23 protein-coding genes are annotated in these 26,440 nt (G+C 27.3%); 20 read left to right on the top strand and 3 right to left on the bottom strand.

The features are described from left to right. The first annotated feature begins 189 nt into the window (after positions 1–189). The 6 genes from ACQPUY_RS02775 to rpsD all read left to right on the top strand — a co-directional run bounded on the left by ACQPUY_RS02775 (position 190) and on the right by rpsD (position 6,896). Positions 190–393 (top strand): hypothetical protein, encoded by a 204-nt coding sequence (locus ACQPUY_RS02775; RefSeq protein WP_430839391.1) that lies wholly within the window; start codon positions 190–192, stop codon positions 391–393. Between the two features lie 32 nt (positions 394–425). Next, positions 426–1,082, top strand: a complete 657-nt coding sequence (locus tag ACQPUY_RS02770; RefSeq protein ID WP_430839390.1) for a DsbA family oxidoreductase — start codon at positions 426–428, stop codon at positions 1,080–1,082. A gap of 273 nt (positions 1,083–1,355) precedes the next feature. Further along, complete coding sequence (gene licT, locus ACQPUY_RS02765; RefSeq protein ID WP_430839389.1) at positions 1,356–2,192, top strand: BglG family transcription antiterminator LicT; 837 nt, start codon at positions 1,356–1,358, stop codon at positions 2,190–2,192. A 302-nt stretch (positions 2,193–2,494) separates the two neighbouring features. After that, entirely contained in the window at positions 2,495–4,372 is a 1,878-nt protein-coding gene (locus tag ACQPUY_RS02760; RefSeq protein WP_430839388.1) for a beta-glucoside-specific PTS transporter subunit IIABC, read from the top strand. A gap of 195 nt (positions 4,373–4,567) precedes the next feature. After that, positions 4,568–6,007, top strand: a complete 1,440-nt coding sequence (ascB, locus tag ACQPUY_RS02755; protein ID WP_430839387.1) for a 6-phospho-beta-glucosidase — start codon at positions 4,568–4,570, stop codon at positions 6,005–6,007. A gap of 295 nt (positions 6,008–6,302) precedes the next feature. Continuing rightward, positions 6,303–6,896, top strand: coding sequence for a 30S ribosomal protein S4 (gene rpsD, locus ACQPUY_RS02750; RefSeq protein ID WP_430839386.1), 594 nt, complete (start codon positions 6,303–6,305; stop codon positions 6,894–6,896). 141 nt (positions 6,897–7,037) lie between these two features. Here the strand turns inward: rpsD and ACQPUY_RS02745 are convergent, their stop codons facing one another. Beyond that, a complete protein-coding gene (locus tag ACQPUY_RS02745; protein WP_430839385.1) occupies positions 7,038–7,589 on the bottom strand; it encodes a 50S ribosomal protein L25 in 552 nt (183 codons plus the stop codon). Between the two features lie 629 nt (positions 7,590–8,218). On the opposite strand from ACQPUY_RS02745, the gene ACQPUY_RS02740 reads away from it, so the two are divergent. The 3 genes from ACQPUY_RS02740 to ACQPUY_RS02730 all read left to right on the top strand — a co-directional run bounded on the left by ACQPUY_RS02740 (position 8,219) and on the right by ACQPUY_RS02730 (position 14,787). Next, positions 8,219–13,156 (top strand): SpaA isopeptide-forming pilin-related protein, encoded by a 4,938-nt coding sequence (locus ACQPUY_RS02740; RefSeq protein ID WP_430839384.1) that lies wholly within the window; start codon positions 8,219–8,221, stop codon positions 13,154–13,156. A 237-nt stretch (positions 13,157–13,393) separates the two neighbouring features. Next, positions 13,394–13,813, top strand: coding sequence for a L,D-transpeptidase (locus ACQPUY_RS02735; protein ID WP_430839522.1), 420 nt, complete (start codon positions 13,394–13,396; stop codon positions 13,811–13,813). 122 nt (positions 13,814–13,935) lie between these two features. After that, complete coding sequence (locus ACQPUY_RS02730; RefSeq protein ID WP_430839383.1) at positions 13,936–14,787, top strand: DegV family protein; 852 nt, start codon at positions 13,936–13,938, stop codon at positions 14,785–14,787. Between the two features lie 131 nt (positions 14,788–14,918). Here ACQPUY_RS02730 and ACQPUY_RS02725 read toward each other — a convergent pair whose 3' ends face one another. After that, positions 14,919–15,347: a hypothetical protein gene (locus tag ACQPUY_RS02725; protein WP_430839382.1), complete on the bottom strand. Its 429-nt coding sequence runs from the start codon at positions 15,345–15,347 to the stop codon at positions 14,919–14,921. A gap of 146 nt (positions 15,348–15,493) precedes the next feature. Here ACQPUY_RS02725 and ACQPUY_RS02720 point away from each other — a divergent pair, with 146 nt between their 5' ends. The 3 genes from ACQPUY_RS02720 (at position 15,494) to ACQPUY_RS02710 (ending at position 17,437) form a co-directional block, all read left to right on the top strand. Next, positions 15,494–15,886: an SHOCT domain-containing protein gene (locus tag ACQPUY_RS02720; protein WP_430839381.1), complete on the top strand. Its 393-nt coding sequence runs from the start codon at positions 15,494–15,496 to the stop codon at positions 15,884–15,886. Positions 15,887–16,004: 118 nt separating this feature from the next. Further along, entirely contained in the window at positions 16,005–16,715 is a 711-nt protein-coding gene (locus ACQPUY_RS02715) for a gamma-glutamyl-gamma-aminobutyrate hydrolase family protein (RefSeq protein WP_430839380.1), read from the top strand. A 215-nt stretch (positions 16,716–16,930) separates the two neighbouring features. Then, positions 16,931–17,437, top strand: coding sequence for a GNAT family N-acetyltransferase (locus ACQPUY_RS02710; RefSeq protein WP_430839379.1), 507 nt, complete (start codon positions 16,931–16,933; stop codon positions 17,435–17,437). A 20-nt stretch (positions 17,438–17,457) separates the two neighbouring features. On the opposite strand, the gene ACQPUY_RS02705 is transcribed toward ACQPUY_RS02710, so the two are convergent. Continuing rightward, entirely contained in the window at positions 17,458–18,255 is a 798-nt protein-coding gene (locus ACQPUY_RS02705; RefSeq protein WP_430839378.1) for a phosphotransferase, read from the bottom strand. Positions 18,256–18,348: 93 nt separating this feature from the next. Between ACQPUY_RS02705 and ACQPUY_RS02700 the strand changes: the two genes are divergently transcribed. The 8 genes from ACQPUY_RS02700 (at position 18,349) to dgoD (ending at position 26,360) form a co-directional block, all read left to right on the top strand. After that, entirely contained in the window at positions 18,349–18,810 is a 462-nt protein-coding gene (locus tag ACQPUY_RS02700) for a YdeI/OmpD-associated family protein (protein ID WP_430839377.1), read from the top strand. 17 nt (positions 18,811–18,827) lie between these two features. After that, positions 18,828–19,334, top strand: coding sequence for a GNAT family N-acetyltransferase (locus ACQPUY_RS02695; protein WP_430839376.1), 507 nt, complete (start codon positions 18,828–18,830; stop codon positions 19,332–19,334). A gap of 79 nt (positions 19,335–19,413) precedes the next feature. Further along, complete coding sequence (locus ACQPUY_RS02690; RefSeq protein WP_430839375.1) at positions 19,414–22,293, top strand: sigma 54-interacting transcriptional regulator; 2,880 nt, start codon at positions 19,414–19,416, stop codon at positions 22,291–22,293. A 79-nt stretch (positions 22,294–22,372) separates the two neighbouring features. Further along, complete coding sequence (locus ACQPUY_RS02685) at positions 22,373–22,987, top strand: bifunctional 4-hydroxy-2-oxoglutarate aldolase/2-dehydro-3-deoxy-phosphogluconate aldolase (protein WP_430839374.1); 615 nt, start codon at positions 22,373–22,375, stop codon at positions 22,985–22,987. 11 nt (positions 22,988–22,998) lie between these two features. Next, positions 22,999–23,445 carry a PTS sugar transporter subunit IIA gene (locus ACQPUY_RS02680; RefSeq protein WP_430839373.1) on the top strand — a complete coding sequence of 149 codons (447 nt, stop codon included), beginning with the start codon at positions 22,999–23,001 and terminating at the stop codon, positions 23,443–23,445. A gap of 30 nt (positions 23,446–23,475) precedes the next feature. Beyond that, on the top strand, positions 23,476–23,757 hold the full coding sequence (locus tag ACQPUY_RS02675; protein ID WP_430839372.1) for a PTS sugar transporter subunit IIB: 282 nt from the start codon (positions 23,476–23,478) through the stop codon (positions 23,755–23,757). A gap of 37 nt (positions 23,758–23,794) precedes the next feature. After that, positions 23,795–25,186 (top strand): PTS galactitol transporter subunit IIC, encoded by a 1,392-nt coding sequence (locus ACQPUY_RS02670; protein WP_430839371.1) that lies wholly within the window; start codon positions 23,795–23,797, stop codon positions 25,184–25,186. Between the two features lie 28 nt (positions 25,187–25,214). Beyond that, on the top strand, positions 25,215–26,360 hold the full coding sequence (dgoD, locus tag ACQPUY_RS02665) for a galactonate dehydratase (RefSeq protein WP_430839370.1): 1,146 nt from the start codon (positions 25,215–25,217) through the stop codon (positions 26,358–26,360). The last annotated feature ends 80 nt before the right edge of the window (positions 26,361–26,440 follow it).

Genomic DNA, 26,440 nt, shown 5'->3' with positions numbered 1-26,440 from the left:
ATATTTAATGTAGAAAATACTGACAATTGATAGTAAGTATATAATAATAAATGTAAAATAGAAAATAGCTAGGGGTGCCTTAAGGTAGCTTATTTACCATTAATTCAATCTTATGTATTGTTTTGAATAAATTTCCTGATGAGTATATAATATATGTATATTTAAATTTTAGTTAAAGGATGTATTTGCATGGAATATTCATATAATTTTACTGAAGATGAGTACAGTTTTTATATTAAACAAGAGATGAAGAAAAATAAAAAATATATAAATTATAAATTAGTGAACAAGGTTGAAAAGACTCAGAATGTTGCCTTAGTTATTTTAATGATATGTATATGCTTAATGACATTGATTATTATGGTTATATGGAAGTTTTTATTAGTAAATTAGAAAATTATTTAAAGAAATAAGGAGATAGAAAAATGAAAGTAGAGATTTGGTCAGATATTTTTTGCCCATTTTGTTATATAGGAAAACGTAGATTTGAAAATGCTTTAAAAAACTTTTCAGATAAGGATGATGTGGAGGTAATATATAGGAGTTTTGAATTAAATCCAGATGCTCCTAAGGTAAATAATAATAGTATTCATGAAGCTATAGCTGAAAAGTATGGAATGAGTGTTGAAGAAGCAAAATTAAATAATGATGGAATAGTAAGGCAAGCAGCTTCTTTAGGATTAAAGTATAACTTTGATACATTAATTCTAACTAATTCTTTTGATGCTCATCGCTTGATACATTTCGCTAAAGATTTTGATAAGAATAATGAAATGGCAGAAGCTTTATTTAAAGCTTATTTTACAGATTCTAAGAATATAAGTGATTTTAATACTTTAGGAGATATTGCAAAGAGTATTGGATTAAATAAAGATGAAGCAATTAAAGTACTAAATAGTGATAAATATAAAAAAGAAGTGAGAGAAGATGAAAATTTAGCTAGAAATTATTCTATTACTTCTGTACCTACATTTATTATTGATGATAAATTTATGATTAGTGGAGCACAAAGTGAAGAGATATTTTTAATGGCTTTAAAGAAGGGAATTTCAGATAAAAATGCATTAAACTTAAATAAATAATAAATAGATTATTTGTTTAATATAATTTAATAATTTGATTTTTTTATGCATAGATGTTGACAATGTTTACATTGTATATTAAAATAATGATATCTTAATGAGGATCCATTTATGGATTGTTACTGGAAAGCAGGCAAAACCTAAATTGATACCAAATTAGTTTTAGTAGGTTTACTATAACTATTTGATATTGGTTTAGGTTTTTTATATAATTCTAGTTAAATAATACATTTTATATTTCTAATAAAAAATTATAAAAAAGGAGTTAGAGATATGCTTATAAATAAAGTGTTAAATAACAATGTCATTACAATTATTAATGAAAATAATGAAGAAGCAGTGGTTATGGGGAGAGGGATAGCCTTTCAAAAGAAGAAAGGTGATGCTATAGATGAGGAAAAGGTCGATAAGATATTTGTATTAAAAAATAAAAATATAAATAATAAATTAGTAGAGTTAATAAATGATATTCCTGCAGAAAACTTAGAGATGGCAGAGGAAATAATAAAACATGCAGAAGATATATTGGAAATAAAATTAAATGAAAATATATATTTAACACTTACTGATCATATAAGTTTTGCATTGTCAAGATATAAAAGTAATTTAGAAATAAAAAATGTTCTTCTATGGGATATAAAAAGACTTCATCAAAAAGAGTTTTTTATAGGAGTTAAAGCATTAGAAATAATAAAAAATAAAACAGGTATAGAACTTTCAGAAGATGAGGCAGCAACTATAGCTATGCATATTTTAAATGGTGAGTTAAGTCAAGATATGCCTGAAATTGTAGATATAATAAACTTAATAAATGAAATGTTAAAGATGGTAAAATATCATTTTAATATAGAATTTGATGAAGAATCAATAAATTATTATAGATTTATTACACATTTAAAGTTTTTTGCTCAAAGATTAGTTAATGGAAATTATTATGAAGATAATGATAATGAATTATATGAAATTATAAAAACTAAATATCCTAACTCTTATGAATGTACAAAGAGAATAGAAGGATTTATAAAGCAAAAGTTCAATAATGAATTAACTAAGGAAGAAAAATTATATTTAATAGTACATACTGCAAGAGTTGTAAAAGAAAATCAATAAATAAATACAAGCTTTTGGATTGTAACTGATTCGATCAGGCAAAACCTAAGTTGACAAAAATATTTCACTAATAAATGTACATACTATATTTGCGTATTATTATGTATTTATAAAGGTTGAGTATTATGTTAATTTAGGTTTTTTTATATAAAAAAATACTGATAATAATATAAGTTTGGAGGCGATAATAGGTATTTAAATTTATAACAAGAAGTTTCATAGGATTGTGACTGAGACCATCAGGCAAAACCTTAATTCTTCAAATTTACTAATAATAAATTTTGAAAGTGAGGAATTAAGCTATGAATTATGAAAATTTAGCTAAATCAATTTTAGAAAAAGTAGGCGGAGAAAAAAACGTATCAAATTTAACACATTGTGCAACAAGATTAAGATTTAATTTAAAGGACAATACAAAAGCTAACACAGAGGCTATAAAAGCTTTAAATGGTGTTATGGGTGTTGTAGATAAAGGTGGACAATACCAAGTTATTATAGGAAATGATGTAAATAATGTTTATAAAGAAGTAACGAAGATAAGCAACTTAGAAGGAAAAGAAAGTAGTACAGAAGAAGTAGATGATAGAAAAACTGTCGCTAAAGTAATAGATACTATAACTGGTATATTTACACCTATATTACCAGCTATAACAGCAGCAGGTATGATGAAAGCCGTACTTGCATTATTAAGTGCATTTAAGTTATTAACAGCTGATTCTCAAACTTATCAAGTTATAAACTTTATGGCAGATGCTGCATTTTACTTCTTACCTATTTTATTAGCAAGCTCAGCAGCTAAGAAGTTTAAGTGCAATCAATATTTAGCAATGATGCTTGGAGGAATGTTGTTACATCCAACATTTGTATCAATGGTGAATACTGCTAAAGAAGCAGGGACATCTATAGAAGTATTTGGATTACCTATATTATTAGCTTCATATAGTTCAAGTGTATTACCAATAATTCTTGGTGTTTGGTTTATGTCATATGTAGAACCAATAGCAGATAAGATATCGCCAAAGGCTATAAAGTTCTTTACAAAACCTTTAATTACAGCATTAGTAACAGGAATAGTTTTATTAGTAGCAATTGGACCAATAGGATATATTGTAAGTGATAAAGTAGGATTAGCAATAAAGACATTAGAATCATATGCTAGTTGGTTAGTACCTACTTTAATAGGGGGATTATTACCATTATTTGTTATGACAGGAACTCACTATGGACTTATTCCAATAGGAATAAACAATCGTATGACTATGGGATATGATACAATAATATATCCAGGTACGTTAGCATCCAATGTAGCTCAAGGGGGAGCGGCTTTAGCAGTAGCATTTAAAACTAAAAATTCAGAAATTAAACAATTAGCATCATCTGCAGGTATTACAGGAGTTTGTGGAATTACAGAACCAGCTTTATATGGAGTAAATTTAAGATTTAAAACACCTTTATATGCAGCAATGATAGGTGGAGCTGTTGGTGGATTATTTTTAGGAATATTCCGTGTATGTAATTACTCAGGTGGATCACCAGGATTTTTAACTTTACCAAGTTATATTGGTGGAGAATCAATGATGAATTTTGTGTATGCATGTATAGGAGCAGCAATAAGTGTTGTAGTTTCATTTATAGCTTGTTTAGTATTGTATAAAGACCCTGAAGAAGAAAAAAGTGCTAAGGAAGAAGTTGTTGTCAAAGAAGAAGCTTCTAAAAAACCTTTAGTTAATAAAATTACTATAGCTAGTCCAATAAAAGGTGAAATAGTACCTTTAAATAAAGTTAATGATGAAACTTTTGCATCAGAAATGATGGGAAAAGGAGTTGCAATAAATCCAAAAGAAGGTAAAGTTCTTTCACCTATAAATGGTAAAGTTCAAATGCTTTTTAAAACTAAGCATGCTATAGGATTAAAATCTGATGATGGAGCAGAAATATTAATTCATATAGGAATGGATACTGTTCAATTAGAAGGAAAATATTTTACAGCACATGTTAAAGATGGAGATACAGTGAAAATTGGAGATACTTTAGTAGAATTTGATATGGAAGCTATAAAAAAAGAAGGTTATGAATTAGTAACACCTATTATAGTAACAAATACTATGGATTATTTAGAAGTAATAGCAAGTGATAAAAAAGAAGTTAACTCAGGAGATACTATTATAAGTATAATCTAAAACTTTAAAGGGCTATTAAACTAGCCCTTTAATTAAAAATTAATAATGTAAAATGAAGAATTGATGAAAAAATAGCTGTATAGTTTTCAAATTAAAATATTTTAATTATGTTGTTTTACGACATAATATATATTCAATATTTAATATACTTTTTTAATTTTTTTATAGAAATTAAGTATATTTGGAGGTAAACATATGAATAAAGAATTCAATAAATTCCCAAAGAACTTTCTTTGGGGAGGAGCATTAGCAGCAAATCAATGTGAAGGCGGATATAAAGAAGGTGGAAAGGGTCTAACAACAGTAGACTTATGTCCAGCAGGTGTAAATCGTAGAAATGTTATGGAAGGGAAAATAGATGTTTTAAGACCTTTAGAAAATGAATATTATCCATCTCATGAAGCTATAGATTTTTATCATAGATATAAAGAAGATATAGCTTTATTTTCAGAGATGGGCTTTAAATGCTTAAGAGTTTCTATAGCATGGTCAAGAATTTTCCCAAATGGAGATGAAGAAACTCCAAATGAAGAAGGATTAAAATTCTATGATTCTATGTTTGATGAAATGTTAAAGTATGGAATAGAACCAATAGTAACTATTTGTCATTTTGATACTCCAATAGGCATAATAGAAAAGTTTGGAGGATGGAAAAATAGAAAATTTATAGATTTTTATTTGAATTATTGTAAAGCAATATTTACTAGATATAAAGATAAAGTTAAATATTGGATGACCTTTAATGAAATAAATATGATATTACATCTACCTTTTATGGGAGCAGGAGTTAGATTTGAAGAAGGAGATAATGAACTTCAAATAAAGTATCAATCAGCTCACCATGAGCTTATAGCAAGTGCATTAGCTACAAAAATGGCTCATGAAATTATTCCAGGGTCTATGGTAGGATGTATGCTTGCAGCAGGAGAATTTTATCCATATTCATGTAATCCAGAAGATATACTAATGGCAAAGAATAAGGATAGAGAAAATTTATTCTTTATAGATGTACAATCAAGAGGAGAATATCCTGGATATGCAAAGAGATTTTTAAGGGAAAATGGAATTGAAATAGAATTTGGAGAAAATGATGAAGAAATACTAAAAAATAATACTGTTGATTTTATAGGATTTAGTTATTATTCAAGTAGATGCGCAAGCACTGATCCAGAGATATTAAAAGGACAAACAGCGGGTAATGTATTTAAAACTGTTAGAAATCCTCATTTAAAAGTTTCAGAGTGGGGATGGCAAATAGATCCATTAGGTCTTAGAATAACATGTAATTCACTATATGATAGATATCAAAAGCCTCTTTTTATAGTAGAAAATGGTCTTGGAGCTAATGATGTAATAGAAGAAGATGGCTCTATAAATGATGATTATAGAATAGAATATTTAAGAGAACATATAAAAGCCATGAAGGAAGCAATAATTGATGGAGTAGATTTAATAGGTTATACACCATGGGGATGTATAGATATAGTTTCTGCTTCAACAGGAGAAATGAAAAAGCGTTATGGATTTATTTATGTAGACAAAGATAACCAAGGAAATGGAACATTAGAAAGAAGAAAGAAAAAAAGTTTTTATTGGTATAAGGAAGTTATAAATAGTAATGGTGAAAAATTATAAACGTAAAAAGTTTGGACAATAGTTCAAACTTTTTTATAATTTCCTTCCTTCAGCTTTGAAGTGAAACTATTAATTTTGCGATGACTTGGAGCGTAGCGACGGAATAAGTAAAATTATATAATTGCACTTTTTTATTTTACATATGAATGAGAAATACTATCAATTAATTAGAAAAAAGAAGAATAAGAGAGTTATTTAAGTTAAATAATAATAAATAATACTGATAATCATTTTCAATTAATAAATATATATGATATTATTTGAACATAGTTTAATTTAAAAGAGGAGGAAAGCAATGGCTAGAAAAAGAGGCCCAAGATTTAAAGAATGCAGAAGGCTTGGATTAAATGTCTCAGGGCACCCTAAAGCTATGGACAGAGCTACAAAGGGAACAAGCAGAGCAGATAAAAAATTATCAGAATATGGAGTAAGACTATTAGAAAAACAAAGATTAAGAGCTTATTATGGTGTTTTAGAAAAGCAATTTAGAAAGTATGTTGAAGATGCATTTAAAGTAAAGGAAGGAACAACAGGAGAAGCTTTACTAATCAGATTAGAATCAAGATTAGATAACCTAGTATATAGAATGGGTTTTGCAAACTCTATAAGGGCTGCAAGACAAATGGTAAATCATGGACACATATTAGTAAATGGTAATAAAATCGATATACCATCTTATAAGGTTGAACCTGGAACAGAGATTTCCTTAACTGAAAAGGCTAGAAAATCGCCTAACTATCTTGTAAACATAAGCAACCATACTAACACATTACCTTACATTGAGTCTAACTTAGAAGAGTTTAAGGCTGTATATAAAAGGTATCCACAAAGAACCGAAATACCTATACAAATAAATGAAAATCTAATAGTAGAATTCTATTCAAGATAGCTTCTAGCTAGTGTATAAATTCATATCTTCTTTAAATTAAAGTATATTTTGCCAAAACTATATAGTGCAGTATATAGTAAATCCGCTTTCATAATTATTAAAGGGTGATTCGTAATAAGAATCACCCTTTTAAAATTATATTTAATTAAAATACTGACTGCTTACCACAGCTAAAAGAGTTTTAGGGTCACTTAAAATTGCTATATCCTTTGGAATAACAATATCTTCAATAAATACTTTATCATCTAATTGCATATTAGATGCATCTAATTCAATGAATTCTGGTATTTTTTCTACGTCTCCTTGTAAATCTATATATAAACTATGAGTTTCTAAAGTAAGTCTCTTAGATTCTAAAATATCTTGCCCAATAAATTTAACAGGAATTCTTATCTTAATTACTTCGTTAGGTTTTATATATTGAAAATCTACATGAATAATTTCATGTCTTTCATTTTTTTGTACTTCTTTAACAACACAGTTTATTTTTCTTTCATCAAGCGAAATTTCTATTATTGAACCGCTATTGTTTTTCCTAAGCATTGTTCCAAGTTCTTCACTAGACATCTTTACTGGTATAGTTTTTTCAAGAAATTCACCATATATTATTCCAGGAACTTGTCCAGATTTTCTAAGTCTGTTTTGATTCTCTTTAACATTTCTATTTAGTACCTTAAAGGCTAAGTTTGACATTTATAAGTACCTCCTTAAATAGCTTTTTAATTTTTGTTTATTAAGCTCAATAAAGTTAAGCTAATTACACTTAAGAACGATATTAGAACTTGATTTAAAGTCCCACATATGCATCATCCTCCTTCATGTTATATTAATACTACATTAAATTGGGTTGAAAAGCAAATATTGTAAAATGAATCATATAAAAAAAGCATAATAAAAATGAGGAATTAATAAAAAAAAAATAATTAATTTTATTATAAATAAGCAATGATTAGAAAAAAATAACAATATATTAAATTTACTATATTATTGGTATAATATTCAATAATTTACATAAAAGTGGTATAATTTTATAAGGAAATATTTAAAAGAATGAGGTGTTAAGCTAATTGCAAAATAGGACTATATAGTGAAAGCAATGTTTGATTTAATGATAAATTAAAAAAATTAATAGTTATAAATAGATAGAAACAATATTAAGAATGGGTATATATAGAGTTTAGAAAACTTACTAGTATGCATATTCATGTATGCTAGATAAATTATAAATCAAAAAATATTTTTCTTTAAGAGTGTTTTATAAATATTAATTAATATAATTTTGACTTAATTAATATAAATAAATCATATTAAGGAGATATTTTATGAGAAAAACAAAAAAAATAGCTATTACAATACTGCTATTATTAATAGTGCAGTTATTCTCGGGCTATGGTAAGGAAAGTGTTGCAAAAGCCGAGGAAAATAATCAATTCAAATTTATTACATCCATTGAACTAACAGATTTTAGTGGAAACCCTTTAGGTGACGGAATAGATAAATCATCAGAGGTGCGTGTTAAGTTCAATTTTGACATTCCAAATATTGAAGATATAAAAATTGGTGATGTTTTTACAGTGACTATACCAGATCAATTAGACCTTATAAGTGATTTTGATCAAGACATATATGATGATGATGGTAATTTAGTAGCAATAGCTCATTTTAAAAAAGGTGGGAAAATAGATGTAGAATTTACTGACTATACAGGATCATATTCAAATATAGGTGGTAATTTCTACTTAGATACAAAATTTAATAGAAATAATATAGGAAATGATGAAAGTGAAAAATTACAATTTACATTTTCGGGTGAATCAGAACCAATTGAAGTAGAAGTTAAATTTAAACAAGACCCAGTTCCAGAACCATCTATTTCGAAATGGAGTAGTGGTTATGATGGAAGTAAAAATGAAATTACTTGGTATATAGAATTTAATAAGGAAAATGCAAATGTAAATAGTGCAAGAATTATAGACAATATTCCTTTTGGACAAGAGTATATTCAGGGATCAGCAACAATAGATAATGGAGCTAATATTAGTGGATTTACTTATGTATCATCAGAAGATAATAGTGATTATTCAGGTACATTAACATATACTTTCCAAGGACAAGTTAATACCAAACATATAATTTCTTTTAAAACTAGAATTAGTGATGCAAGTATTTTACCAAAAGAACAGGGGGAAAGCGTAAAATTATATAATAAGGCAAGCGTTGATATCAACGGTCAAATTAAAGAATCTAACGAAGCTTCAGTAGATGTTAAGACAAACTATATTGAAAAGTTTGGTAACTATAATTCTAATGAAAAAAAGATAGATTGGACTATTAAAGTAAATAACAATGCTTTAGAGCTTAATAATTTAAAGGTAGAAGATATTATACCAGAGGGGTTAGAGTTAATAAAAGACTCATTTAAAGTAAATAATGAAGTAAATAATAATTACAATTATGATGAGGTTAATAAAAAATTAGATTATACATTTAACGGAACAATTAATACTCAACAAATAATTACGTATTCTACTAAAGTTGTAGATGAGAAAGTTTATCAATCAAATGATTCAACTAACTTTAAAAATACAGCAACTATAGTTGAAGGATTAGAAGGAAATCCCCATTCGGATGCTACCGTAGGAGTAGGGAGTAATATTTTGAAAAAAAGTGGTGTAGGTTATGAAGCTTCAAGTCACTATATAACATGGAGAATCGAAGTTAATAATAATGAAGTAGAACTTCAAAATCCGTTAATAACAGATAATATTCCTATAGGACAAAAGTATGTTAATGGAAGTTTTAAGATAGATGGAGAAGATGCTGATACTAGCAAATTTAATTATGAAGCAGCTCAAGAGTTAGATAAAGAAAAAACAGGAGTTATTACTTATAGCTTTAATGAGACTATTAATAAAAAATATGTAATTACCTTTGAAACTGAGATAACTGACAGCAGCATTTATGCAGGAAATGTTAATGGAAAGCAATATACTAATACTGTAACTATTAATGCTGAAAATATATCAAATGAAGTTAATAGTACAGGCTATCAAAATGTTACAAGTAATGTTATTAATAAACAATCAGTGAATTATGATGCTGTAAGTAAGGAAATTACTTGGAAGATATTTGTTAACAAAAATAAGACTAAGTTAGGACAAGTAGTTGTTACTGATAACATTAATATAGGACAAGAATATGTAGAAGGATCTGCAACTATAGATAATAATGCTGATAACAATGGATTTTCTTATATAGAAGCAGATAAGAATGATAAAGACAAGACTGGAACATTAATTTATACTTTTAAGGATGAAATAAATGATACTTATGAAATAACATTTAAAACTAAAATAATAGATGAGTCTATTTTTTATACTAATGGTGAAAAATTAGTTAATAATAAAGCTCAAATAACTGGCGATGTTATACCTCCAAATGTAGTTACAGAGTCATCAACTAAAATTGAAAACTCAGTAATTAAAAAATCAGCAAATTATGAGAATGGAAAAGACTATATTGATTGGAATGTAATAATAAATTCTAACTCTATTTCTATGGGAAAAGTAACCATTGAAGATGATTTGCAAGAGGGCTTAGAGTTAGATACAACATCTGTAGAGTTGTACAAACAAACTTTAAATACTAATGGAACTTTAGTAAAAGGAGAGGCTATTGAATTAAATGAAAATAGTGTTAAATATGATGCTAATACTAGAAAATTTATATTTAATTTTTCAGAAGAAGTAAACTCACCATATGTATTGACTTTTAGAACAAATATTGTAGATAAAAGTAAACAACCATTTACTAATAAAGTGTATTTTAAAGGGGAAAAAACTAGTGAAAACAGTACTAGTGATTATGTTAATGTAGAATTCCAATCTGGTGGTGGTAGTGCAGTAGGAACAAGAGGATCAATTACTATAAAAAAAGTAGATAAAGAAAACAATGAGAAGATGCTTAAGGGTGCTAAGTTTAATTTAATAGATAGATACAAGAATGTAATAGCTACAGGAGAAACAGATGATAATGGAGCTTTAACTTTTAATAAAATTAAGTTTGATATTCCTTATTATTTAGAAGAAGTAGAAGCTCCAGAGGGCTATGTGCTAAATGAAAATAATATTCATGAATTTATGATAAAAAGTTCAGATGATAGTAAAAATATAATTAGAACCTTTGAAAATAGTATTATTAAAGCTAGCTTAGAGTTGTTAAAATTAGATCAAAATGAGAATCCATTAAAGGGAGCAGAATTTACTGTTTATGACTTAGATAATAATGAAGTGACAAAGGGAACAACAGATGAAAATGGAGTAGTTAAATTTAAAGATCTAGTTTATGGAAACTACTATTATGTTGAAACAAAAGCTCCAGAAGGATATGTAAAAGATAATAACAAGCATGATTTTACTATTAATGAAAATGGAGTAGTTTTAAAAGAAACTGTTGAAAATGAAAAAATAGTAGGAAATATTAATGTAGTAAAAGTAGATGAAGAAGGAAATGTATTACCTAATGCTGAATTTACATTATATGATTTAGAAGGAAATATGATTCAAACAGGAGTAACAAATGAAAATGGATTAGTAACATTTACTAATATTCCTTATGGAGAATATGAAATTAAAGAAACTAAAGCTCCAGTAGGATATAATCTTTCAAGTGAAGTATTAAATGTTAGTGTAAATGGAAAAGAAACAGGATTAACTTATGAAGCTGGTAAAATAACTAATACACAAATTAAAGGAAACATTAAAATTAGAAAGATAGACCAAGATGGAAACAAAGTAGTTAGAGCAGAGTTTACACTTTACAATAAAGATAATAAAGCTATATCAACTGTAGAAACAAATAAGGATGGAGTAGCTTTATTTGAAAATATAGTATATGGAGAATATTATATTTTGGAAACTAAAACCCCAGAAGGTTATATTGCAAGTGATAAAAAAGTAGATGTAAATGTAAAAGAGAATAATAAAGAATATGGCTATGAAATCGAAAATACAAGAATAAAAGGTGGTTTAGAGATTTCTAAAATTGACCAAGAGGATAATGCATTAGCTGGAGCAGAATTTACTATCTATGACTCAGATGATAAGAAAGTAACAAAAGGAACAACAGATGAAAATGGAGTAGTTAAATTTGAAGAGCTAGTTTATGGAAACTACTATTATATTGAAACAAAAGCTCCAGAAGGCTATGTAAAAGATAATAACAAGCATAATTTTACTATTAATGAAAATGGAGTAGTTTTAAAAGAAACTGTTGAGAATGAAAAAATAGTAGGAAATATTAATGTAGTAAAAGTAGATGAAGAAGGAAATGTATTACCTAATGCTGAATTTACATTATATGATTTAGAAGGAAATATGATTCAAACAGGAGTAACAAATGAAAATGGATTAGTAACATTTACTAATATTCCTTATGGAGAATATGAAATTAAAGAAACTAAAGCTCCAGTAGGATATAATCTTTCAAGTGAAATATTAAATGTTAGCGTAAATGGAGAAGAAACAGGATTAACTTATGAAATTGGTAAAATAACTAATACACAAATTAAAAGAAATATTAAAATTAGCAAGATAGACCAAGATGGAAACAAAGTAGTTGGAGCAGAGTTTACACTTTATAATAAAGATAATGAATCTATAGAAACTGATTTAACTAATGAAGAAGGAATTGCATTATTTGAGGATGTAATTTATGGCGAATACTATATAATGGAAACTAAAACTCCAGAAGGTTATATTGGAACTAAAGAAAAAATAGAAGTAAGTATAAAGGAAAATGGTTCTGATTATTTCTACCAAGTTGAAAACACTAGAATTAAAGGAACACTAGAAATTAAAAAGATTGATGAAAGCGGAAATATTCTAAAGGGAGCGGAATTCACTTTATATGATAAGGATGGAAAAGAAATATCAAAGAATATAAGTGACGACAATGGAATAGCTAGATTTGATTCTGTTGATTATGGAACTTATGTGTTAAAAGAAACTAAAGCTCCAGAAGGTTACAAAAAGGATGATACTGTATTTGAAATAGTAGTAGATTCATCAATTACACAAAAATTTACATTTAAGAATTATAAGATAAATGATGAGGAAAATAATATAAATACAAGCGATTCAGAAAATAATCTTCCTTCAACAGGAGATACTTTTGATTCAAGAGCATTTATATTAGTAGGATTAGCATTTATTTTCCTTGGAAGTGGGTTCTTATTAAAAAAGAAAGTAAACTTTAAATAAAATAAAAAGTCTTTGTATAATTTTTATGCAAAGGCTTTTTCCTATAATTATTATAATTTTAAATTAATGAATAAATATATTAAATTTATTCAGAACAATTAAATACAGAAAAATGTTGAATTTTTAAGAAATTATAAATACAATTGCATATTATATTTTGTAAGTAATATTAGAGAGGCATTTAAATTGAAGATAATTAATAGAATTATTTCTTTAGTTAGAGGAGAAGAAAGCTATATAGAAAATGCTACAAAGTATGTTAATTCAGGAGAGTTCTCAAGTAATACTAAATATTTTATTTGGGTTGATCTTAAAAATTTTAAGGTAAATATTTTTACAGGCTCAAAAGATAATTGGAGATTATTGCATAGTTATCTATGTACTATAGGAAAGAAGTCTACACCCACACCTAAAGGAAGCTTTAAAGTGGGAATAAAAGGGCTTTACTTTGGAGTAGAAAAAGGATATAAGTGTTGGTATTACACACAATTTAAAGGAAATTATTTATTTCACTCTATAATATATAATTTAGATGGAAGTGTTAGAGATGGTAGACTTGGAATGGAATTATCAGATGGATGCATAAGGCTAGAAAAAATAAACGCTAAATGGATATATGATAATATACCAGAAATCACTAAAGTTTATATAAGTTAAATAATTTTTAAAATTTAAGTGTAAATGTTTATAAAAAGTTTATTGACCTAAGGTTACTACCATGATACTCTGATTGTAAATAACTTTTTATTAATTATAAAAATATGAATTGGAGATAAAAGATGATTAAAATAATATCAGACTCATCTACACTTTATTCAATCAAAGAAGGACAAGCAAATAATGTAGATATTTCACCACTTGCTGTTACAATTAATGATAAAACTTATATGGAATATGAAGAAATATGCTCAGAGGAGTTTATTGACTTAATAGATAAGGGCTATATACCTAAGTCTTCTCAACCTCCAATCGGATATGTTGTAGATTTATATAATAAGTATCCAGAAGATGAAATTATTAATATCTCTATGGCGGATGGTTTATCAGGAACATATAGTTCTGCATGTATGGCAAAGAATATGGATAATAATCCAAATAGGATAGAAGTAATTAACTCTAAAACATTATGTGGACCTCAGAGATATTTAGTAGATTTAGCAGTTAAACTTGTAGATAATGGCTATAGTAAAGATGAAATAGTTACTGAAATAAATAAATATATAGAGTTATCTGAGTCTTTTTTAATTCCTCATGATTTTGACTTTTTAGTAAGAGGTGGTAGAATATCATCACTAGTTGGGAAAATTGGTAATGCCATAAAACTAGTACCAGTAATGACGCTTTCAGAAGATGGTAAATCTTTAACAAAATTTACTGCTAAGCGTACTTTTAAAAAGGCAATAAAAAAGATAACTGATTATTTTATTGAAAATAATATTGATAACAGTTATAAAGTATATATTTCTCATGCTTCAAATATAGAGTTAGCTTTAGGAGCAAAAAATATAATTTTAGAAAATATAGCTAATATAGATGTTGAAATTAGAGAGTTAGGACCTGTATTTATAACTCAAGGTGGACCTGGTTGTATCGCAATACAAAGTATAAAAAAACACGAGTTATTAGATTAGAATTTATTATAGAAGATTAAAGTGTATATTAAGATATTTAGTAGGTTTATATTTATGCTTTAATGGAAAATTAATATACTTTAAAATAGTTTAATAAGAATAGTACAACATAATACTTAAATAATGTTGTACTATTCTTCATTATCTTCTATGTTAGTTTCTCTATTTATTAAAATTTCATAAAAAGCTTCTAGTCTTAATAAGTTTGCAAATACACTTATAAGGTAAGCAGATTTAAGTTTTTCGTAAGAAGATATGCGATTATTTTCATCTAAATATTCATTTCGTATTTCTCTAGTATAAACCCTTCTAATAGAAACAACCCATAGAATCGAGTATCCGACAACTACAATTAATTGACCAAATAAAGTAACATCAGCAGAAGTTACATCAACTTCGTTATTAGTTAGTATGTCATAGATATCAATTTTAGCTCCATAGGAAATTATTAAGTATCCAAGAGCATTTAGGGAAGCTCCTAAAGATTCAAGTCTTGCGGTATCGTAATCTAAACTTCTTATATATTCTTCTACATGTTTGGTAAATTCCTCATTATTCAAGCAGTATAACACTCCTTAAAATCATTCAAATTTATTATATGAAAATAGATATAGATTGTTAAAAATAAGTTTTAAATTAATTTTAGATTTAAAAAATTCTAATAAAATGGTAAAATATATTTAACATAATTAGAAAGGAAAGTTATATGAGAAGAAGTGTTAAGGTTAAACCTAGTAGACAATCATCTATAGTAGGTTTTATAGGCGGATTAATATTTGTTTTAATAGGTTTATTTGTAGTAATACCTGATTTTGGGCCATTTGGATTATTATGGACAGGAGGGGCTATATTAATTACAGTAGCTAATGGTATAAATGCTTTTGGAGAAAAAGGAATTCCAACAGAAGAAATTTATATTGAAGATGATAGTAATCATAATTATGATCAGAGTATTCAAGTTACTAGAGAAAAATCAAAAGAAAAAGATATGGATTTTGAAGAAAAGCTAAGAAAATTAAAGGCTTTAAAAGATGATGGAATAATTAGTGATGTTGAATATGAAATGAAGAGAGTAGAAATTTTAAATAGTATTAAATAGTTATCAATGAGGATCTATTTTAGTATAGATTCTCTTTTTTATATATTATTATTGAAATTTACATATCACTACTTCATATTAATATATTAAATAAAATTTTGAGAAGGGAGAGAAATTTATGAAGAAACCCATTATAGGAGTTACTGCACTATTTGATGATGAAAAAGAGAGTATTTGGATGTTGCCATCATATTTAAATGCAATTATTGAAGCAGGTGGAATACCAGTTATATTACCGTTAATAGATAGTAATGAAGATATAAAAAATTTAGTTAATAGGTTTGATGGTTTTTTATTAACTGGAGGACAAGATATAAATCCTGAAATTTATAAAGAAGAAAAAGCTGATTATTGTGGTGATATTAATGATGAAAGAGATACGATGGAAATAATCTTGCTTGGGGAGTTATTAAAAGCTAATAAACCTATTTTAGCTATTTGTAGGGGGTTTCAACTATTAAACTCATATTTAGGTGGAAAGCTTTATCAAGATATAAGTATAGAAAAAAATAATGGAGAGGCAAGTATTCATTGGCAAGAAAAGCCTTATAATAAACCTATTCATAATGTTAGAGTAAATAAGGATTCTCTATTATTTAAAATAGTTAAAAAAGAAGAGCTTATGGTAAATAGTATTCATCATCAGGCTGTAAAGGTAATAGCTCCAAAGGCTGATGAAGCTGCTATTACTAAAGATAACATTATAGAAAGTATCTATTTAAAAGATAAAAACTTTGTACTAGGTATTCAATGGCATCCTGAGTTATTATATAAAGATTATTATGAGCAGTCAGAAATATTTAAGAACTTTATAAATAGTTGTAAATAAATTTACAGAAAAATACTTTTAATAACTTTAAATGGTAATAAAATACTATAAATGGAAAATATAAACAATGTATAAAAATGGTGAAAAGTATAGATAAGGTTAAGAAAAGTAAGTTAAACTTCTGCAACTAAGAATACTGATTTTTACTTATATTAGCAATAAGGTTAATATAGGATTATTGAAAATAATAATATATTATTTAAGGAGTGTTCTTTGTGGAAATTAGTAATGTTGTCCTGAGTCAGGAAGTATATAGGACAGATGCTGAAAAAATATGTCACTGGCTTAGTGATGAAGAAATAACAAGTTTCTTAAATGAAGAATCTAATGTACAAAAAAATCTAATGAATGTTGTGAATAGAATAAATATGCCTATATTGACTCATTTATTTAATAATAACTGCAGATTTTTTATTATTAAAAATGTATATGGAACTATTGGATTTTTAAGATTAGTACCTAAGGGTAATTTCGTAGAAATAGTAATTACTGTAGGGGAAAAAGAATTATGGGGAATGGGCATTGGGCATAATGCAGTTGTTGAAGCATTAAAGGTTGCTTTCTTTGAAATGAGAGCAGATAGAGTAATTGCAAAAATTAAAAAGGCAAACTGTAGGTCACAAAATTTATTTAAAGGTATTGGTTTTAAAGAAGTAAGAAAGTTAGAAAAAGAGATAGAGTATCATATAGATATTCAATCATTTGTAAAAATAGTAGCATAAAAATTAATATATTAGACGATTTAATAATTAATTAAATCGTCTAATATCATATTACCACCAAGTCTATAATCATAATCAGATTTACTATCTATTGATTTTTTATAACTCCAAGTAGCGTTCCAAAGCTTAACTACATATAAATAATCTTTCAATTTTTGCTTAAGCTCTATATCAAAATATCCAAAGTATTTTTTTATTAATTCATCTTGGATTTCATCTTTTAAAAACCATGAAATAGTGGCTAAATCGAAAAAAATATCTCCCATACCAGAAAACTCAAAATCTATAAGATAAACAATATTATTACAAGATAAAATATTAGAAGTATTTAAATCATTATGGCATAAACCATAATGAATTTTTTTGCATAATTTTATTTCTAAGTCTTTTAATTTAGTGACTAATAAATTTATATCATGATTAAAAATAAAGTTTACACTATTTAAAAAATCTATATTATTATAAATCTCATTAAATGGATTAAAGTAATTATTACACTCTAAACAATGTATCTTTTTTAGGGTAGTAACTAGATTATTAATAAAGGTGTTAGAATTATAAAATTCTAAATTAAACTTAGTACTGTCAATATATTTACTTAACAAAATTCCATTATCCTTATTATGGTATGCTATTTCAGGAGAAATATTATATTTTTTTATTAAGCTTAAAATTTCATGTTCACTATAAAAATTATTAGAAGTATCATTACTAGGGATTCTTAGAACATATTTTTCATTTTGTAATTCAATTAAATAATTAGAATTATTTAAACCACCAATTTTTATCATTGGAATTTTTTTTAATTTTTTATCCATAAAGTCTCCTATATATTTATTATTATCTATTATATCAGATATAATAGATAATAATAAATAAGCTAAACTTAATAAGTATAATAGGAGGCATATATGAAGAAATATAGCTTTACAGCAGAAATAAAAAAGCATGAAGGAAAAGATGCTACGTACATAGAAGTACCTTTAGATATTGAAAAAGAATTTGGAACAAAAAGGGTGAAGGTTAAAGCTAAATTTGATGACGTAGATTATAGAGGATCCGTGGTGAAAATGGGCTTACCTTGTTATATAATAGGGATTACAAAGGAAATAAGGGGCAAAATAGGTAAGACTTACGGTGATATTATAAATGTTGAATTAGAGAGAGATGATGAAGAGAGAATAATTGAATTGCCAATAGAGTTTAAAGAAAAACTTATTCAAAATGATGTTGCATATAAATTCTATAAAAGCTTATCTTATTCTCAACAAAGAAAATATTATCAATGGATAACCTCAGCTAAAAAGGATGAAACAAAAATAAAAAGAATGGAAGAAGCTATAGAAAAATTAAAAAATAGTGTTAAGTTATAATTTTAGGAGTAATAAGTATGATTTTAAGAAAAACAAGACAAGAAGAAATAAATAAAGTAGTAAAGATTATAGATGAAGCTAAGGAAACTCTAAAGAAAAATAATATTAATCAATGGCAAAATGGATATCCAAATGAAGAAGTTATATTAAGAGATATTGAAAATAATGAAAGTTATGTGTTAGAACATAATGGAGTGGTAATTGGTACGACAGCTCTTTCATTTAATGGAGAAAAAACATATGATAAAATTTATGAGGGTAAGTGGTTATATAATGGAACTTATGCTGTTATTCATAGAATAGCTGTTACTAATGTTGACGGATTGAAGGGGATTGGAACTGAAATACTAAAAAAATCAGAAAAAATATGCATGTCTAAAGGAATCAAAAATATAAGAGTTGATACTCATAAAGACAATAAATCAATGCAGGGATTATTATTAAAAAATAATTATAAGTATTGTGGTGTAATATATTTAGAAGATGGAAGCAAAAGAATAGCTTTTGAAAAAGAAGTTAAGTAGTATTATTTACTTTTATTATCTTTAAGAATTTTCAGATGGTATTTTATACAATTGATAGAATTATATAGGAGTATTTTATATGGATATAGGAAATTTAATAATGGAACTTTTAAAATCTGAAGATAAGAAAAATCCTTATACAGATGAACAAATTGCAGTTAAATTAAAACTTTTAAGAGAAGTGGTAACAGATTTTAGGAAAAAGAGTAATATTGATAACTCTAGAAAGAGAAGATTACAGTATATAAGTAATGATGTATTAGAAATTATAAAAAGAGATAGGAATATATCAGATAGGGCTTTAGCAGAAGAGTTGAAATCATTAGGGTATAAAATTGAAAGATATGCTGCCTCAAATATTAAAAAAGATATAATAGTACGTTTAGATTCTATATTAGTTAAAGAAGAAACTAATATTAATACAGAAAAAGAAAGAAGAAACTATTTTGAAAATGTAGTTGGATACAATGGAAGCCTTAGAGTTCAGATCTCTCAAGCTCAAGCAGCTGTAAGTTATCCACCTCATGGATTGCATGTATTAATTTTAGGCCCATCAGGAGTAGGTAAAAGTCATTTAGCTGATGCAATGTATGAATTTGCAAAACATACAAAGAATTTTGACGAGAATTCAAAATATATTGTATTTAACTGTGCGGATTATGCAGATAATCCGCAACTATTACTATCACAATTATTTGGAAGTGTTAAGGGAGCATATACTGGAGCTAATGAAGATAAAATTGGGATTGTAGAATCATGTGATGGAGGAATTTTATTTTTAGATGAAGTTCACAGATTACCATCAGAAGGGCAAGAAATATTATTTAGCATATTAGATAGGGGAAGCTTTAGAAGATTAGGGGAAAGTGAAAACGTTAGAAAAAGTAATGTAATGATAATTGCGGCAACTACTGAAAATGTTGAAAGCTCGCTTTTATTAACATTTAGAAGAAGAATCCCTATGGTTATAGAGATACCTGGAATTAAAGATAGACCTTACGAAGAGAGATTTGAATTAATTAATAAAGTATTTCTAGAAGAAAGCCATAGAATAAACAGAGATATGCTTGTATCAAAGGATGTCATAAGTAAACTTATGAAATATGATTGTAAGGGTAATATTGGACAGCTGAAAAGTGATATTAAGGTAGCTTGTGCAATTAGTTTTTTAGAAAATAATTTGAATGATAATAAAAGTTTATATATAGATGAAAGACATATACCAGATTATATAAATGACCAAATAAATAATAAAAACAATTTAGAAATTGAGAAGTTTATTATGGAAGATATCTATATTTCGTATAATGGACAAGTAGATATTGAAAAAAGTAATTTAGATGAAAAAGAGAGTTCCAATATATATAAGTTTATAGAAAAAAGGCAATCTGAGCTTAAGTTTGCAGGCTATAGTGATGAAGAAATATCTAAAATGTTAAGCCAACAAGTTGAACTAGAATTAATTAGAGGAGCAAAAGCTATTAATTATTCAGTTCTAAATAATGATGAGTTAATGAGTTTAGTTGGGGTAAAAAGTTTAGATATTGCACGAGAAATGGTAAAGGTTGCAAAAAAGAACATTTTAGGATTGCAATCAGATATTATTTATCCGTTAGCTGTACATTTAAACTCAACATATGAACGAATAATTTTAGGGAAAGAAATAATAAACCCAAAGATAGAGATTATAAAGAGTAAATATGAAAAAGAATTCAAAGTAGCGATAATGATGTGTGAAATTGCTAAAGAAAGGTTGAATATAAACATACCAGAAGATGAAATAGGCTTTATAACAATGTATTTAAAAAATTATAAAAGAGAAGTTAAAGAAGAAGAGGGAAAGGTTTCTGTTATAGTAATGACCCATGGAAGAGTTGCTACAGCCATGGCAGAAGTAGCAAATAAATTTTTAGGTGTAGAGCATGCTATAGGAATTGATATGGATTTTAGGGATTCACCAGATATTATGCTTGAAAAAGCTATAAAATGTGTCAAAGAACATGATCAAGGAAAGGGCTGCATACTTCTAGTGGACATGGGTTCATTAGTTACATTTGGAGATATAATAACAGCCAAAACAGGAATAGAAACAGAGATAATTGGTAGAGTAGATACTTTGATGGTACTAGAAGCAGTAAGAAAATCAGCTTTAACAGATCAATCTTTAGATGAAATAATACAAGACTTAGAAAATGAATCAAAGGGGTATGGATTAAATCAATATTATATTGAAAATAATAACTTATCTAATACAATTGTGACTTTATGTATAACAGGTAAGGGGGCTGCTTTGAAAATAAAGGAATATGTTGAATCACAAATAGATTTAATAGGTAAGAATGTAGAAGTAATATCTTTAGGATTTATGGATGGTGATATTACTGAATCCTTATCTAAAATATCGAAGAATAAGAATATAAAAGCTATAGTAGGAACTATTAATCCAGAGTTTAGAAGTATTCCGTTTATCTCCTTAGAGGAAATTATGAGAGGTTTAGGAGTTGAAAAGTTAAATGATATCGTTTCTGATAAAGAAGAAAATAAGTTATCAGAAATAATTAATAAGGATGTTGTTTTCGTAAATGAGAGCTATAGATATAAGGATGAAGCATTAGAAGATATGATAAAAAAGCTAATAAATGGTGGCTATGTAAAAGAAGAGTTCTTATTAAGTGTATTTAAAAGAGAAATGTTAGGTAATACTTATTTGAAGGGTGGGATAGCAATTCCACATGGAGATGCAGAGTTCGTTACCAAACCAACCATTATGATTACTAAATTAGCCAATAGGATATATTGGGATGGAAGTTGTGAAGTAGATTTAATTTTTTTAGTGGCATTAAAGGATGATTCAAGAAAATATTTTGAGCAGCTATATAAAATTATAAAAAAAGAAGAAATATTAAATAAGCTAAAATCAAGTATTAGCAAGGATGAAATACTTCAAGTTTTATTATAATTCTATATTTTACAAAACCAGCCAAAAATTTGGCATATTTATTGCTTTAATATATGGCAAGAAACTAAAGGAGGGAAAAATGATGAAAGATTTTTCTAAAGTTACAGTTATATTAAGAGGATATAACTATGATGAAACAAAGACTGTTATGGAAGCTTTAGTTCAGTCAAATATTAGAGCTGTAGAAATAACATTGAATACTGATGGTGCACTAGAAACAATAGAAAAAATATCTAAGGAATATGCAGATAGAGTTAGCATAGGCGCTGGAACTGTTAAAAATTTAGATGATGCAAAAAAAGCTATTAAAGCAGGCGCAACTTTTATTTTAACTCCAATTGTAGTTGAAAAAGAAGTTATTAATGAATGTAAAAAAAATAATGTTTTATGTGTAATAGGCGCAATGAGCCCAACTGAAGTATGGTGGTGTTATGAAAATGGAGCTGATATAGTTAAAGTATTTCCAGCAAAAGATTGTGGCATTACTTACATAAAAGATATTAAAGCTCCGTTAGGTAATATTCCTATAATGGCTGTTGGCGGAGTATCAAAGCATAATGCTAAAGAATTTATGAACAATGGAGCAGATTATTTAGGTATAGGGTCTAGTTTATTTGATAAAAAAGATATATTAAACAAAAATATAGGTAATTTAGTTAAGACATTGAAGGAACTAGAGAAAGAAATTGATTAGGGGGATGAAATATGGATCATAGAACATTAGTTTATAGAAATTTAAATTTTGATAGTAGAAATGAAATATTAAGTTATTTGGCAGAAAAACTACAAGAAAAAGGGTATTCTAAAGAAGGCTACAGAGAAGCTATTTTAAAGCGTGAAGAAGAGTATCCAACAGGATTACCAGCAGAGGTAAAAATAGCAATTCCTCATTGTGATCATACTTTAGTAAATGAGTCAGCCATAGCAATTGGAGTACTCAAAAATACTGTTAATTTTCAAGCGATGGATGATCCAAGTAAAACATTAGATGTTCAAATTGTAATTATGCTTGCATTAAATGAACCTCATGGACATATTGAAATGTTACAAAAAATAGTTCAATTAATAAAAAATCCAGAGGATTTGAAAAAAATAATTAAAGCAAAATCTGATGAAGATGTACTAAAGATAATAAATAACTATTTAAATTAATAATATAAATTGAATTTGGAGGATTAAAAAATGAAAAGAATATTAGTAGCTTGTGGAAATGGAATTGCAACATCAACTGTAGTTGCAACTAAAATTAAGGATATTTGTGCTGAAAAAGGAATAGCTATTTCAGTAACTCAATGTAAATTATTGGAGATTGATAGTAAGGTAGATGATTTTGATATATTAGTTACAACTGGAAGATATGGTGGTGATAGTGCAAAGATACCAGTAGTTTCTGCAATGTCTTTATTAACAGGAATAGGTGAAGAAGAAACATTAGAAGAAATCGTCAACTATGCAAGAGGATAATATATAAAAATGTTTTTATAATAAGGAGGATATTATAATGGAGCTTATTTATAACGTATTCCAGACATTATTAAATGCAGGACCTACAGTACTTTTACCACTAATTATTTTAGGAGTAGGATTAGTTTTTGGGGTTAAGCCTGCTAAAGCTTTTAGATCAGGTTTAACAGTAGGTATAGGTTTTGCAGGTATAAAGCTTGTAATTAATCTTTTATCATCAAGTCTTGGACCAGCAGCTAAAGCTATGGTTGAAAGATGGGGATTTAGTTTAGATGTCCTAGATGTTGGTTGGGGAACAATAGCAGCAGTTACATGGGCATCACCAATTATACCAATCTTAATATTCGCAATATTAGCAATAAATATTATAATGTTAATTCTTAAGAAAACAAATACTCTAGATGTTGATATATGGAATTATCATCATATGGCAATAGTTGGTGTTATGACTTATTTCGTTACTAGTAACATATTTTTAGGAGTTGGTGCTTCTATAGTAATGGCGATTGTAACATTTAAATTGTCTGACTGGTCAGCTGGAATGGTTGAAGATTATTTTGGATTACCAGGGGTATCATTACCAACAGTATCAGCTTTATCATCATTAATAGTTGCAGTACCATTAAATTGGGTATTAGATAAGATACCAGGAGTAAATAAAATAAACTTTTCATTAAAAGATGCTAAGAAGTATTTAGGATTCTTCGGTGAGCCAATAATAATGGGGTTAATTTTAGGTGGAATCATTGGTGCTTTAGCAGGATATAACTTTACAGATATAGCAAATGTTGCAGTTAATATGTCAGCAGTATTAGTTCTTATACCTAAGATGACAGCACTATTTATGGAAGGATTAATGCCGATATCTGAAGGAGCTAAAAAATTTGCTAAGAAGAGATTTAAAGGAAGAGATTTGTATATAGGATTAGATGCAGCGGTTGTTTCAGGAAATCCAGATGTTATTACAACTTCATTAATAGTAATTCCTTTAACTATATTATTAGCAGTAGTATTGCCAGGAAATAGAATGTTACCTTTCGCAGATTTAGCAGTAATTCCATTTAGAGTTGCACTTGTAGTAGCATTAACAAGAGGTAATTTATTTAAAAATATTGTTATTGGGCTAGCTACTACAGCAGCAATATTATTAGCAGGAACAGTAACAGCGCCAACATTAACTAACCTAGCATCAAGTGTTGGAATAGATTTAAGTTTAGCGGCTGGAGCATTAATATCATCATTTGCAGCAACTAGTTTAACACAAAGTTTCATAATATATATGGCATTTACAGCAGGTAACCCATTGATAAATATCCCAGTATTATTAATAGCTTTTGGAGTGATTTGGTTCTATATGGATGTTATTAAGCCAAAGAAATTAAATAAAGAAAATTCAGAAAAAAACAACGAATTAGAGAAAAGCGTATAAATAGATTTAATTAAAAGGAGAGTTTGGAATGAAGATAACAAAAATTAAAGTATATACTGTAAAACCAAGATGGATATTTATTAAAATTTCAACAGATGAAGGAATTGAAGGTTGGGGAGAGATGATATCTGGAACAAAGACAGATACAGTCGTAGCAGGAGCATATGAACTTGGAAAAAGAATAATAGGTAGAGACCCGTTTGAAATAGAAAGAATATGGCAAGAACTTCACAGATCATTCTTTAGAGGTGGTCCAATTAATGGAACAATAGTATCTGGAATAGAGATGGCACTATGGGATATTAAAGGAAAGGCATTAAATGTTCCAGTATATGAATTGTTAGGAGGAGCAGCGAGAGACAGAATAATGGTTTATTCATGGATTGGTGGAGATAGACCACAAGATGTTGCTAAAGAAGCTATAGATAGAAGAGATAGAGGGTTTAAAGCTATAAAGATGAATGCAACAGAAGAACTTCATTATATAGATTCTTTTGAAAAAGTACAAGCTGTAGTTGATAGAGTTAAGTCTATAAGGGATGCCGTAGGATTTGATTTAAATATTGGAGTTGATTTTCATGGACGTGTCCATAAGGCAATGGCAAAGGTTTTAGCAAAAGAATTAGAACCTTATAAGCTAATGTTTTTAGAAGAAGTAGTATTACCAGAAAATGAAGAAGCTTTCAAAGAAATAGCTCAACATACTGCAACACCACTTTCAACTGGAGAAAGACTATATAGTAGATGGGGATTTAAAAACATAATAAAAGAAGGTATAATTGATATAATTCAACCAGATATAGCTCTTTGTGGAGGAATTTTAGAAGCTAGAAAAATTGCAGCTATGGCAGAAGCATTTGATATAGCAGTTGCACCTCATGCACCATATGGACCTATTGCATTAGCAGCAACTTTACAATTAGATGTATGTACACCTAATGTATTTATACAAGAGCAAAGTTTAGGTATCCATTATAATAAAGGATTTGATTTGCTTGACTTTGTTAAGAATAAAGAAATATTCCAATATAAGGATGGATTCTTAGAGATACCTACTAAACCAGGTTTAGGTCTAGAAATTGACGAAGAATTAGTAGAAAAGGTTTCAGCAGAAGGTTTATATTGGAGAAATCCAAGTTGGAAAAACTATGATGGAACAATAGCAGAGTGGTAAAATAATAAAATGATCTGTATTTATTATACAGGTCATTTTATATTGTAAAGAAGAAGTGATATATGGAAAAAACAATATGT

Origin of the sequence: Clostridium nigeriense (assembly GCF_050585245.1) — a bacterium.
GTDB classification, from domain to species: Bacteria; Bacillota; Clostridia; order Clostridiales; family Clostridiaceae; genus Clostridium; species Clostridium nigeriense_A.
The sequence above is the reverse complement of the archived record's forward strand: the minus strand, read 5'-3'. Positions and strand labels throughout refer to the sequence as shown.